Source organism: Flavobacterium agricola (genome assembly GCF_025919725.1).
GTDB classification, from domain to species: Bacteria; Bacteroidota; Bacteroidia; order Flavobacteriales; family Flavobacteriaceae; genus Flavobacterium; species Flavobacterium agricola.
Window position 1 is genome coordinate 168,177 of record NZ_CP081495.1, and the last position, 13,837, is coordinate 182,013.

General features: G+C 39.0%; 6 protein-coding genes, 3 tRNA genes and 3 rRNA genes. 8 read left to right on the forward strand and 4 right to left on the reverse strand.

The genetic code is table 11. The annotated features are described in order from the left end of the window. Positions 1–284 precede the first annotated feature (284 nt). The 7 genes from K5I29_RS00895 to K5I29_RS00925 all read left to right on the forward strand — a co-directional run bounded on the left by K5I29_RS00895 (position 285) and on the right by K5I29_RS00925 (position 7,725). Positions 285–1,901 (forward strand): AMP-binding protein, encoded by a 1,617-nt coding sequence (locus K5I29_RS00895; protein WP_264434003.1) that lies wholly within the window; start codon positions 285–287, stop codon positions 1,899–1,901. Positions 1,902–2,535: 634 nt separating this feature from the next. Beyond that, positions 2,536–4,051 (forward strand): 16S ribosomal RNA (locus K5I29_RS00900). A gap of 79 nt (positions 4,052–4,130) precedes the next feature. Continuing rightward, a tRNA-Ile gene (locus K5I29_RS00905) sits at positions 4,131–4,204 on the forward strand. 87 nt (positions 4,205–4,291) lie between these two features. Further along, positions 4,292–4,365: transfer RNA gene (locus K5I29_RS00910), tRNA-Ala, on the forward strand. A gap of 125 nt (positions 4,366–4,490) precedes the next feature. Further along, positions 4,491–7,373 (forward strand): 23S ribosomal RNA (locus K5I29_RS00915). Between the two features lie 120 nt (positions 7,374–7,493). Further along, positions 7,494–7,603, forward strand: a 5S ribosomal RNA gene (gene rrf / locus K5I29_RS00920). Together the 16S, 23S and 5S rRNA genes with 3 tRNA genes alongside form the textbook arrangement of a ribosomal RNA operon. 47 nt (positions 7,604–7,650) lie before the next feature. Then, positions 7,651–7,725, forward strand: a tRNA-Val gene (locus K5I29_RS00925). Between the two features lie 158 nt (positions 7,726–7,883). Here the strand turns inward: K5I29_RS00925 and K5I29_RS00930 are convergent. The 4 genes from K5I29_RS00930 to K5I29_RS00945 form a co-directional block, all read right to left on the reverse strand. Beyond that, positions 7,884–8,123, reverse strand: a complete 240-nt coding sequence (locus K5I29_RS00930; RefSeq protein ID WP_264434004.1) for a hypothetical protein — start codon at positions 8,121–8,123, stop codon at positions 7,884–7,886. A 747-nt stretch (positions 8,124–8,870) separates the two neighbouring features. Then, entirely contained in the window at positions 8,871–9,383 is a 513-nt protein-coding gene (locus tag K5I29_RS00935) for an ankyrin repeat domain-containing protein (protein WP_264434005.1), read from the reverse strand. A 37-nt stretch (positions 9,384–9,420) separates the two neighbouring features. Continuing rightward, positions 9,421–10,953, reverse strand: coding sequence for a catalase (locus K5I29_RS00940; protein ID WP_317134287.1), 1,533 nt, complete (start codon positions 10,951–10,953; stop codon positions 9,421–9,423). A gap of 163 nt (positions 10,954–11,116) precedes the next feature. Continuing rightward, a complete protein-coding gene (locus tag K5I29_RS00945) occupies positions 11,117–12,295 on the reverse strand; it encodes an AIR synthase related protein (protein WP_264434006.1) in 1,179 nt (392 codons plus the stop codon). A gap of 215 nt (positions 12,296–12,510) precedes the next feature. Between K5I29_RS00945 and K5I29_RS00950 the strand changes: the two genes are divergently transcribed. After that, the gene (locus tag K5I29_RS00950) at positions 12,511–13,770 is read left to right on the forward strand and encodes a replication-associated recombination protein A (RefSeq protein WP_264434007.1); all 1,260 of its coding nucleotides are present in this window, start codon (positions 12,511–12,513) and stop codon (positions 13,768–13,770) included. The last annotated feature ends 67 nt before the right edge of the window (positions 13,771–13,837 follow it).

The following is a 13,837-nucleotide window of genomic DNA, read 5'->3' on the forward strand; positions in this document are numbered from 1 at the left end:
TTTTTAAGTTTTTATTAACTGATTTTTTGTTCATTGTGTTATTTTGTGAATAATTTGTTAATCAATTCAAATGTAAATTCTGTAATTTTTAACCTTTATATAAATTGATAATGATTAATTTAAAAAATTAACAACATTTTTGTGCTCTTATATTAATAAATAGCAGGTAATACTGTTAATACTATAAAAATGACCGTTTTGAATAAAAAATAGTTTAACTAAAGTTTTATTTCCCGCTGGTTTTAAAGATAACTTTGTAAGTGTTCTTTTTAAAAATTTTGAAAATGAGTACCATTCCATCTTATGTATTCGGAAATTCTGATATCCCATTACTGGGCGAAACCATTGGTTACAATCTAAAAAATACAGTAAAAAAATATCCAAATCAAACCGCACTTATTGTAGTGCATCAAAATATTCAATTTACTTACCAACAATTCTGGGATTATACCACGCAAATTGCTAAAGGTTTGGTGGCAGCCGGAATTCAGAAAGGAGATCGAGTTGGAATTTGGGCACCAAATTGCTACGAATGGGTAGTTATTCAATATGCAACTGCACGAATCGGAGCTATTTTAGTAAACCTAAACCCGGCATATCGCAGCCAAGATTTGCTGTATGTTTTAAATCAAAGTAAAATGAAACTTATTGTCTCTGCTTTAAAATTTAAAACTAGTAATTACAAGCAAATGCTTACTAAAGTAAAGCGCAAGGCTGAATATTTAGAGCAAACGGTATTTTTAGATCAAGATTGGGAAAATCTTAAAAAGCAAGGCGAATCTATTTCAGAACAAGAATTAGAACAAATTGAAGCAACTATTCAGTTTGACGAACCAATCAACATTCAATATACATCTGGAACTACTGGTTTTCCTAAAGGCGTAACTTTATCGCACCATAACGTGTTAAATAATGGTTATTTTATTGGCGAACGTTTGCGTTATACCAATCAAGATATTGTTTGTATTCCGGTGCCATTTTTTCACTGTTTCGGAATGGTAATTGGTAATATGGCTTGTACTACACACGGATCAACCATGGTAATTCCAGGCGATAATTTTAATCCAGCGGATGCGCTGCAAGCTGTACAAACTTACAAATGTACCTCTTTATATGGCGTGCCAACTATGTTTATTGCTGAGCTGCAATTACCTAATTTTGCTGATTACGATTTAACATCGTTACGTACCGGAGTAATGGCAGGATCGCCATGTCCGATTGAAGTAATGAAGCAGGTACAATCTAAAATGTATATGAAAGAAGTTTCTATATGTTATGGTATGACCGAAACATCACCCGTTTCAACTCAAACCAAAATTGGTGCTCCGCTCGATAAGCAAGTGCAAACCGTCGGTACGATTCAAGATCATTTAGAAATTAAAATTATAGATCCGGTAACCAAACAAATTGTTCCTCGTGGCGTTCCAGGAGAATTGTGTGTACGCGGTTATTCTGTAATGCTTAAATATTGGGATAACCCCGAAGCAACTGCCGCTGTTATTGATGATGCACGTTGGATGCATACTGGCGATATTGGTGTGATTGATGAAGATGGATATGTTTCTATTACCGGTAGAATTAAAGATATTATTATTCGTGGTGGCGAAAATGTTTCACCGCGCGAAATAGAAGAATTTTTATACACCCATAAAAGTGTTGAAGATGTTCAAGTAATCGGAGTTCCCGATCCAAAATACGGCGAAGCAATTATGGCTTGGATTAAACCCATTGCCGGTTGCAAAGTAACCGAAGACGATTTTATAAACTTCTGTAAAGACCAAATAGCACATTACAAAGTACCTAAGTACTGGAAGTTTGTAGACGGATTCCCGATGACCATTTCAGGCAAAGTGCGTAAAGTAGAAATGCGTGAAATAGCTGTTAAGGAACTCGGATTGTAGTTTTTATTTGTTTTAATTAAAGTCAGGTTTACCTGGCTTTTTTTATTTATGGCGTGTCCCTCGTATCCTCGGGTCGGGCTTTACGCTTTATCTTTTCGGGGCAATTTCAAAAAGCATCGCTTTTTATTACCATAAGCTAGCTCCAAAACACAAAATGTTACCCATTTTTCGCCCCTCAAAGGATACCGCTTCAATCCCTAGCGCGCGCTGCCAACCAAAAAAGTATTTTTTTTGAGGGCTAACCCTTCACAAAATGAACGTTTTAAAAAATAGTTTTTAAAAAGATGCATTTTTATTTGTTTGCGATAAAAAAAAGGTACTATCTTTGCCATCGCAAACAAGGATATATGCCTTGTTTTTTTATCTCAAGTTCATAAACCTATTGTAATCTTCAAAACGCTTTTAAAATCGGCTAAAACCGGTTAAAAAAGAAAAAAAAATATTTTTCTAAAAAAGTTTTGTAAGATTAAAAATAAGTTTTACTTTTGCACTCGCAACTGTGAAAAACACGGGATGCGTTAAAAAAGAAGTAACGATTACGTTCATTGATATATTGAATTGACAGCAAAAAAGTAAGAGAGTAATCTCGTATTAAAGAAAAAAAGACCTAGCAATCGTACAATAATAAAAATATACGATGAAGAGTTTGATCCTGGCTCAGGATGAACGCTAGCGGCAGGCCTAACACATGCAAGTCGAGGGGTAGAAGCAGCTTGCTGCTTTGAGACCGGCGCACGGGTGCGTAACGCGTATGCAACCTACCTTATACTAAGGAATAGCCCAGAGAAATTTGGATTAACGCCTTATGGTGTTTTAGATTGGCATCAATTTACGACTAAAGATTACGGTATAAGATGGGCATGCGTCCCATTAGTTAGTTGGTAAGGTAACGGCTTACCAAGACGATGATGGGTAGGGGTCCTGAGAGGGAGATCCCCCACACTGGTACTGAGACACGGACCAGACTCCTACGGGAGGCAGCAGTGAGGAATATTGGTCAATGGAGGCAACTCTGAACCAGCCATGCCGCGTGCAGGAATAAGGTCCTATGGATTGTAAACTGCTTTTGTATAGGAAGAAACCATCCCTTGCGAGGGGTCTTGACGGTACTATACGAATAAGGATCGGCTAACTCCGTGCCAGCAGCCGCGGTAATACGGAGGATTCGAGCGTTATCCGGAATCATTGGGTTTAAAGGGTCCGTAGGCGGCCTAGTAAGTCAGTGGTGAAAGTTTGCAGCTTAACTGTAAAATTGCCATTGAAACTGCTGGGCTTGAATTTTTGTGAAGTAACTAGAATATGTAGTGTAGCGGTGAAATGCATAGATATTACATGGAATACCAATTGCGAAGGCAGGTTACTAACAAAGTATTGACGCTGATGGACGAAAGCGTGGGTAGCGAACAGGATTAGATACCCTGGTAGTCCACGCCGTAAACGATGGATACTAGTTGTTCGGTTTTCGGACTGAGTGACTAAGCGAAAGTGATAAGTATCCCACCTGGGGAGTACGAACGCAAGTTTGAAACTCAAAGGAATTGACGGGGGCCCGCACAAGCGGTGGAGCATGTGGTTTAATTCGATGATACGCGAGGAACCTTACCAGGGCTTAAATGTAGATTGACGTATTTGGAAACAGATATTTCTTCGGACAATTTACAAGGTGCTGCATGGTTGTCGTCAGCTCGTGCCGTGAGGTGTCAGGTTAAGTCCTATAACGAGCGCAACCCCTGTCGTTAGTTGCCATCGAGTGATGTCGGGAACTCTAACGAGACTGCCAGTGTAAACTGCGAGGAAGGTGGGGATGACGTCAAATCATCACGGCCCTTACGTCCTGGGCCACACACGTGCTACAATGGCCGGTACAGTGAGCAGCCACTACGCGAGTAGGAGCGAATCTACAAAACCGGTCACAGTTCGGATCGGAGTCTGCAACTCGACTCCGTGAAGCTGGAATCGCTAGTAATCGGATATCAGCCATGATCCGGTGAATACGTTCCCGGGCCTTGTACACACCGCCCGTCAAGCCATGGAAGCTGGGGGTACCTGAAGTCGGTGACCGCAAGGAGCTGCCTAGGGTAAAACTAGTGACTGGGGCTAAGTCGTAACAAGGTAGCCGTACCGGAAGGTGCGGCTGGAACACCTCCTTTCTAGAGAAGTATTGATAGGTTCAACTTTATATTGAAATTACTCTCGCTGTTAGTTCAAAAATTTATAAGTAAAATACAGAGTCTCGTAGCTCAGCTGGTTAGAGTACTACACTGATAATGTAGGGGTCCCCAGTTCGAGTCTGGGCGGGACTACTATTTTGTTTATAGATAAAAAAAGGAAATTCTAGGGTTGGGTGTTGAGATACTATCAACAAGGATTCAACATTCACATAGAAGAATGGGGGATTAGCTCAGCTGGCTAGAGCGCCTGCCTTGCACGCAGGAGGCCATCGGTTCGACTCCGATATTCTCCACGATTTTAGATAAATATCTAAATAACCGTTCATTGACATATTGCAATAGAAAATACAAACAAAAAGTAGAAAGAAAAAAAATAATTTTTTTACAGTAGAACGCAAGTTCTGTGTAGAAAACTCATACATAAGCAAATTAAGGGCGTATGGGGGATGCCTAGGCTCTCAGAGGCGATGAAGGACGTGATAAGCTGCGAAAAGCTACGGGGATTGGCACACACGAATAGATCCGTAGATATCCGAATGGGGCAACCTGTCTAGTTGAAGACTAGTCACATCGAAAGATGAGCAAACCCGCTGAACTGAAACATCTAAGTAGGCGGAGGAGAAGAAAACAAGAGTGATTCCGTAAGTAGTGGCGAGCGAACGCGGAACAGCCCAAACCAATATTGTTACGGCAATATTGGGGTTGTAGGACCACGATATTTTATGCAAAGCGAATTAGAATAACCTGGAAAGGTTAACCGAAGAGGGTGATAGTCTCGTATAAGTAAGCGATGTAATAGATAGTGGTATCCTGAGTAGGTCGGGGCACGTGAAACCCTGATTGAATTTGCCGGGACCATCCGGTAAGGCTAAATACTCCTGAGAGACCGATAGTGAACCAGTACCGTGAGGGAAAGGTGAAAAGAACCGTGAATAACGGAGTGAAATAGATCCTGAAACCATACGCTTACAAGCGGTCGGAGCCCTTTTATGGGGTGACGGCGTGCCTTTTGCATAATGAGCCTACGAGTTACCGTTGCTGGCAAGGATAAGCACTTTAGGTGTGGATCCGTAGCGAAAGCGAGTCTTAATAGGGCGCTTTAGTCAGTAGTGGTAGACGCGAAACCGTGTGATCTACCCATGGACAGGTTGAAGTTTAGGTAACACTAAATGGAGGACCGAACCCGTTGACGTTGAAAAGTCTTGGGATGATCTGTGGGTAGGGGTGAAAGGCCAATCAAACTCGGAAATAGCTCGTACTCCCCGAAATGCATTTAGGTGCAGCGCTGTTTTAGTTTATTAGAGGTAGAGCTACTGATTGGATGCGGGGGCTTCACCGCCTACCAATTCCTGACAAACTCCGAATGCTAATAAATGTTTTACAGCAGTGAGGGCATGGGTGCTAAGGTCCATGTCCGAGAGGGAAAGAACCCAGACCATCAGCTAAGGTCCCCAAATGTATACTAAGTTGAAAAAACGCGGTTTGTTTGCTTAGACAGCTAGGATGTTGGCTTGGAAGCAGCCATTCATTTAAAGAGTGCGTAACAGCTCACTAGTCGAGCGAACGAGCATGGATAATAATCGGGCATAAGTATACTACCGAAGCTATGGATTTGCGCTAAGCGCAAGTGGTAGGGGAGCATTCTAAACTGGGTTGAAGGTGTACTGTGAGGTATGCTGGACTGTTTAGAAAAGCAAATGTAGGCATAAGTAACGATAAGGAGGGCGAGAAACCCTCCCGCCGTAAGACTAAGGTTTCCTGAGCTATGCTAATCAGCTTAGGGTTAGTCGGGACCTAAGGCACACCCGAAGGGGGGACGTCGATGGCCAACGGGTTAATATTCCCGTACTTCTAATAATTGTGATGGGGTGACGGAGTGATGAAAGCACCGCGGACTGACGGAATAGTTCGTTAAAGTACGTAACTATAGGACTTGTAGTAAAATGCGCAGGTCTTGGTGAAATACGATAGTACACAAAATCTTCGGATGGCGTGATAGTGTGCCTAAGGGCTTCCAAGAAAAACCTCTAAACATAGATTATTAGAACCCGTACCGTAAACCGACACAGGTAGTCGAGGAGAGTATCCTCAGGCGCTCGAGAGATTCATGGCTAAGGAATTAGGCAAAATAGACCTGTAACTTCGGGAGAAAGGTCGCCAGCAGCAATGCTGGCCGCAGTGAAAAGGTCCAGGCGACTGTTTATCAAAAACACAAGGCTTTGCAAAATCGTAAGATGACGTATAAGGTCTGACACCTGCCCGGTGCTGGAAGGTTAAGAGGAGATGTTATTCGCAAGAAGAAGCATTGAATTGAAGCCCCAGTAAACGGCGGCCGTAACTATAACGGTCCTAAGGTAGCGAAATTCCTTGTCGGGTAAGTTCCGACCTGCACGAATGGTGTAACGATCTGGACACTGTCTCAGCCATGAGCTCGGTGAAATTGTAGTAACGGTGAAGATGCCGTTTACCCGCAGTGGGACGAAAAGACCCTGTGCACCTTTACTATAGCTTAGTATTGTTCTTGGATAAGTGATGTGTAGGATAGGTGGGAGACTATGAAGTGGCGTCGCTAGGCGTTGTGGAGTCATTGTTGAAATACCACCCTTTGCTTATCTGAGGTCTAACTCTGCGTTGCAGAGGACATTGCTTGGTGGGTAGTTTGACTGGGGTGGTCGCCTCCAAAAGAGTAACGGAGGCTTCTAAAGGTTCCCTCAGTACGCTTGGTAACCGTGCGTAGAGTGCAATGGCATAAGGGAGCTTGACTGAGAGACATACAGGTCGATCAGGTACGAAAGTAGAGCATAGTGATCCGGTGGTTCCGCATGGAAGGGCCATCGCTCAAAGGATAAAAGGTACGCCGGGGATAACAGGCTGATCTCCCCCAAGAGCTCATATCGACGGGGGGGTTTGGCACCTCGATGTCGGCTCGTCACATCCTGGGGCTGGAGAAGGTCCCAAGGGTTGGGCTGTTCGCCCATTAAAGTGGCACGCGAGCTGGGTTCAGAACGTCGTGAGACAGTTCGGTCTCTATCTACTGTGGGCGTTAGAAATTTGCGTGGATCTGATTCTAGTACGAGAGGACCGAATTGGACTAACCTCTGGTGTATCAGTTGTGCCGCCAGGTGCATCGCTGAGTAGCTACGTTGGGCAGGGATAAGCGCTGAAAGCATATAAGCGCGAAACCCACCACAAGATTAGATTTCTTTAAAGGGTCGTTGTAGATGACAACGTTGATAGGCTATAGATGTAAAGGCAGTAATGTCATAGTCGAGTAGTACTAATAACCCGTAAGCTTATGTATTTGTCTCCTGCTGAAATTAAGTAGGCAGGAGGACTTCTTTCTAATAAAAGTAGAAGAGTTTGTATAGAACAACTATTGTAATAGGGTCAACCATATATTGCTAGATATAGCAAACCGATTTAAGGTGGTTATTGCAACGAGGCTCACCTCTTCCCATCCCGAACAGAGAAGTTAAGCTCGTTAGCGCAGATGGTACTGCATTTATGTGGGAGAGTATGTCGCTGCCTTTTTTTAAAAACCTTAATGTATTTAAAAATAGATTAAGGTTTTTTGTATCGGGCGATTAGCTCAGCTGGTTCAGAGCACCTCGTTTACACCGAGGGGGTCAGGGGTTCGAATCCCTTATCGCCCACCGAGAGAAGAACTCCTCATCAGAAATGATGAGGAGTTCTTGGTTTTTAATAATTGTGAATCTGAGATTATTTAGTGAATGTATTTTGTATATAAATTTATTTTACACATTTCACTTTTAATCTATTATGACTCTAATTGTGGATTGGTTAATGTAAATTATATCTTTTGATATGGATGCTTAAAATCTCTAAAAGAAACTCCATTAATTAAAGGATTACCGCACTGCCATTCCATAGTATAAATAGTGTCTTTTTTTCGTATTTCTACAACAGGAGAATCTTTCTTCTTAACAAGCGTATCTCCTTTTTCACAAAAACTTTCGATAATATCATACCATCTATAATTATATGCTTTAATCAGAGTATCTTTTTGTGTATTTAAATTCTTTCCTACCAAATTATAATACCATGTTCCATGTTCCGTCACCAGCTAAATTCTCAGGTTTTTTACACAAGAGAAGATTATAATCTTCCTCTGAAGTTATTTTAGTCATTTTATCACAATTTTCCTTCTCTAAAAAACAAGAAGATAACAAAATACTAACTAATAAGCTTAAATATATTCGATTCATTAATTATGGTTTGATTGATTTGCATAATTTTAAAGCTGTCTGTTTCTAAAAGGTTTGTTTCGTTATAAATATATTCAATATTTTTTGTTTTTTAATTCTAGGCTGGTATTTATAATCGAGAAGTTTCCTTTCGGTCAACTAGTAGTCTCTCGTGCTGTAATTAGAAGCTTCTCGTTTCGTTTTAATCTGTTTTAATTTATGCTTAGTTATAAGAGATTGAACTCTTGCCTAAGAGTTGTCGAAGTCTTGCTTAAGAGTTGTTGAACTCTTGCCTAAGAGTTGTTGAAGTCTTGCCTAAGAGTTGTTGAAGTCTTGCTTAAGAGTTGATGAACTCTTGCTTAAGAGTTGTCGAACTCTTGCTTAAGAGTTGTTGAAGTCTTGCTTAAGAGTTGATGAACTCTTGCTTAAAAGTTTACTAAAACCAGCGTAGCTTTTGCATTAGGGATTGCAGTGATATCCTTTTATGTAACGGAGTGAAATAATAGATAAAGCGGATAGCCCGACCCGAGCTATCCGCTTTTATGTGTTTGTTGTTTATGTATGGCTAGGGAACTACAAGCGTTTTGTTGGATTTATTTTAGGCTTTTAATTATTTCTTTGTTTTCTTGTAGTATTGCATGATCTAAAGCCGTTTTGCCTCGATTGTCTTTTATTGTTTTATCTGCTCCTGCAGCTAATAAAGTTGTTATTATTTGTTGGTTTCCGAATGTAGCTGCAAATATTAAGGCAGATGCTCCATTAGAATTTACCTGATTTATGTCTGCTCTATTGTCTATTAAAAGATTAATCATCTCTAGGTTGTTTTTAAACACTGCGCCCATTAATGCTGTGTTTCCTGAAGCGTCTTGTGCATCTGGATTTGCTTTGTTTTTTAACAATAGCTTAGCTGCTTCTGAACCGTTGTTGTAAACTGCTAAAATTAAGGGTGTGAAGCCACGTTGGTCTGTTTGATTTAAATCAGTACCATTTTTTATTAAAGTTTCTAATTCTGCTATATTATTGCTTCGTGCTGCATTAAATACGTCTTGTGCTTGTACATTTATTGTTATTATAAATGCAAGTAGTAAGTAAAAAGTTTTATTCATAATATGATTTATAATTTAAAAGGAGCTTGCGCTCCTTTTAATAATTATTTTTTTCAAAGTATTCTTCTATGTCGCTTAACTTCGTGTTTGTAGCTTTTAATAAACGATTACCATATTCTTTGTCTGCTTGATAAAAATGTGCAATCATTTTATTAACAATTACTTTATTTTTAACAGTGTTTAATGCTCCAGATAAATTTTTAATTAAGTTGTCTTTATCTTGTTTAGAGAACGATCTATATAATTCACCAGCTTGTTTAAAGTTGTTTTCTTTGTCAATAACTTGCTGCGTGGTTATTGTTTCAGCCGGAAATACTGATGTAGAATATCTGTACTTGTTATCTTCTTTTACTTCTGGCTTGTTTGTAGATGGTTGATAATTTACATCACCTTCTTGCACTCGCATTGACATATATCCGTCTGAATTGTACGTTGTAACTTTGTTTTTAGGCTGATTGATTGGTAATTGTTGAAAGTTACCAGTTAAACGGTGGCGTTGTGTATCTGCGTACGAAAACAAACGTCCTTGTAACAATTTATCTTCTGATGGCTCTATTCCTGGAATTAAAGTACCTGGTGAGAATGCAGCTTGTTCTACCTGTTGAAAGTAATTTGTTGGGTTTTGATTTAATGTCATTGTACCCACTTTTACTGATTCTACTTGGTTTGCTGGCCAAATTTTAGTTACATCTACAGGATTGAAATCAAATTTATCAAAATCAGATTTTTTAATCATTTGAACATATAAGTCCCATTTTGGATAATTTTTGTTTTCTATTGCATCATATAAATCTACTGTTGCATGCTCTATAGAGGTAGATTGTATTTTATCAGCTTCTGCTTGTGTTAAGTTTTTAACTTCTTGTTGTGGCACCCATTTGTATTTTACATACGTTACTTCTCCTTTATCATTAACCCATTTATAAGCATGAACTCCGTTACCTTCCATTTGTCTATAATTTGCAGGCGTTCCGTAGTCAGAAAATAACCAAGTTAACATGTGTGTAGATTCTGGTAAATTTGAAAAGAAATCGAATACGCGATTTGGATCAGATGCACGGTTAGTAATAGGTGATGGTCTAAATGCATGTACCATGTCTGGGAATTTTATCGCATCACGAATAAAGAATACAGGTAAGTTATTTCCAACTAAATCATAGTTTCCTTGCTCCGTATAAAACTTCACTGCAAATCCACGTGGATCTCGGTATGTTTCTGGCGAACCTTGTTGGTGTGTTACAGTAGAAAAACGCACAAAAACCGGAGTTGTTTTACCTGCTTGAGATAAAAAGTTAGCCATGGTAACTTCAGAAAAATCGGCATCAGCCACAAATTCTCCAAAAGCTCCTGCTCCACGTGCATGCACTACACGTTCTGGGATTCTTTCACGGTCAAAGGCAGCAAGTTTTTCTATTAGATGAATATCTTCTAATAGTACTTGTCCGTTGTTGCCAATTGTTTTCGAATTTTGGTTGTCGCCCACTGGTGCGCCCGTGTTGGTTGTTAATGTTTGTGCAAAGGTTAGCGAAGTTGCTAGGGCCAAAGCCAAGGTTATCCCTTTTTTCATCATAAATCAGTATTTAATGTTTAATATATTTCTTTGATACAAATATATTTTACAATAAATACTTTTTATAAAGATTGCTACTGATTGAATTTATAGCCGTATCAATAAAACTGATTGAAGTTGTTTGTATAAAAAAAACCTATTACATGGTAATAGGTTTTGTATTTTAATATTCGAAGGTTCCGTAAGGAGATTGAATAGTTAATTTTTTTGCTGTTGCACTTTCTACACGACCAACAATTTGTGCATCTACGTTGAAAGATTTAGAAATTGAAATAATATCGTCGGCAATTTCTTGCGGTACATAAATTTCCATTCGATGCCCAGAATTAAAAACTTGGTACATTTCTTTCCAATCTGTTCCTGATTGTTCTTGAATTAATTGAAACAAGGGTGGAACCGGAAACAAGTTGTCTTTAATAACATGCAAGTTTTCAATAAAATGTAAAATTTTAGTTTGTGCACCGCCCGAGCAATGTACCATACCATGAATTTGTTGCGCTGTATATTTGTTTAAAATAGCTTTAATAATTGGCGCGTACGTACGCGTTGGTGATAAAACCAATTTACCAGCATTAACCGGTGCGTTAGCAACTGCATCTGTTAATTTTACGTTGCCCGAATAAATTAATTCTTGTGGTACTGCAGCATCAAAACTTTCAGGATATTTTTCTGCTAAATATTTTGCAAAAACGTCGTGGCGTGCTGATGTTAATCCGTTGCTACCCATACCGCCGTTGTATTCTTTTTCGTAAGATGCTTGACCAAAAGATGCTAAGCCAACAATTACATCGCCCGCTTTAATGTTAGCGTTATCAATTACGTTTTCGCGTTTTATACGAGCGGTAACGGTAGAATCTACAATAATAGTTCGAACCAAATCACCTACATCGGCTGTTTCGCCACCGGTAGAATGAATTTCAACACCAAATTGTTTTAATTCATCAATCAATTCTTCGGTTCCGTTAATAATTGCAGAAATTACTTCGGCAGGAATTACATTTTTATTTCGACCAATAGTTGATGATAACATGATGTTTGAAGTTGCTCCAACACAAAGTAAATCGTCAATATTCATAATTAACGCATCTTGCGCAATGCCTTTCCAAACAGATAAATCACCGGTTTCTTTCCAGTATGTATAAGCTAAAGATGATTTTGTTCCGGCTCCATCAGCATGCATAATTAAGCAATATTCCGGATCGTTAGTTAAATAATCGGGAACAATTTTACAGAAAGCTTTTGGACATAAACCTTTATCAATGTTTTTTATAGCTTTATGTACGTCTTCTTTCTCGGCAGAAACTCCGCGAAGCGCATATCGTTTACTTGTATCAGAACTCATATTTTAGATTGTGTTGTTGTGCTGCAAAGATATCTATTTTGACTGAATACCAAAAATAACGTGTTGCATTTTAAAAGATATTATTCTTGGAGCATGTTGTTTTCGCATCCTTAATATATATAGGTATAAAAAATGAGGTTTAATTTCTACTTTTTATAGATCGGCAATTACAAATTAATGGCTTATTTTTGATATAATATATAAAATGCAATACCATGAATTTTGATGCGCCACTTGCCGAACGTGTTCGACCAAAAAGTTTAGATGCTTATATTAGTCAAGAACATTTAGTTGGTCCGAACGGATCGTTAACTCAACAAATTAAATCCGGATTTATTCCGTCAATAATTTTTTGGGGACCACCGGGAACGGGTAAAACAACTTTGGCCGAAATTATTGCACAAACTTCTGGACGTCCGTTTTATCAATTAAGCGCTATTCATGCAGGAGTGAAAGATGTGCGTGAAATTATTGAAAAGGCCAAGCAAAGCGGTGGTTTGTTTTCTACCAAAAATCCAATTCTATTTATTGATGAGATTCACCGTTTTAATAAATCACAACAAGATTCGTTATTAGCAGCGGTAGAAAAAGGTTGGGTAACCTTAATTGGTGCAACAACTGAAAACCCAAGTTTTGAGGTTGTGCCCGCTTTGCTTTCGCGTTGTCAGGTTTATACCTTGCAAGCCTTTACTAAATCTGATTTAGAAAAAATTTTGCAACGTGCGATGCAAGAAGATGAGTTTATGAAAAGTAAGCAAATTACTATTCTTGAATCTGAAGCGTTGTTGCGTTTATCTGGCGGCGACGCACGCAAACTTTTAAATACGTTTGAGTTGGTTGTAAATGCTATTGGTGGTGATGCAATTGAAATTACTAATGATAAGGTAATGCAGTTGGCGCAAAAAAATACGGTTTTGTATGATAAAACGGGCGAACAACATTATGATATAATTTCTGCTTTTATTAAATCGATTCGTGGTAGTGATCCTGATGGCGCCGTTTATTGGTTAGCCCGTATGATTGAGGGCGGGGAAGATTTAAAGTTTATTGCGCGCCGCTTAATTATTTCGGCTTCTGAAGATATTGGCTTAGCCAACCCAACCGCTTTAATTATGGCGAATAATACGTTTCAGGCCGTTTCGGTAATTGGTTATCCTGAAAGTAGAATTTTATTGAGCCAATGTGCTATTTACCTGGCAACTTCTGCCAAAAGTAATTCCAGCTATTTGGCAATTGGTAAAGCACAACAGGTGGTGAAACAAACAGGCGATTTATCCATTCCGATTCATTTACGCAACGCACCAACTAAATTAATGAAAGAATTAGGTTATGGTGAAGATTATAAATATCCGCACGATTATCCGGGGCATTATGTCGCTCAACAATATTTACCAGATGAATTGCTTGGAACTCATTTTTACGAACCTGCTGTTAACACAAGAGAAAACGAGATTAAGAGCAAATTAAGACGTTAAATAGGAAATTTAACACAATTTATCTGATGTTTTATTCATTTGTAAAATTGATGTATTCTTTATTTTA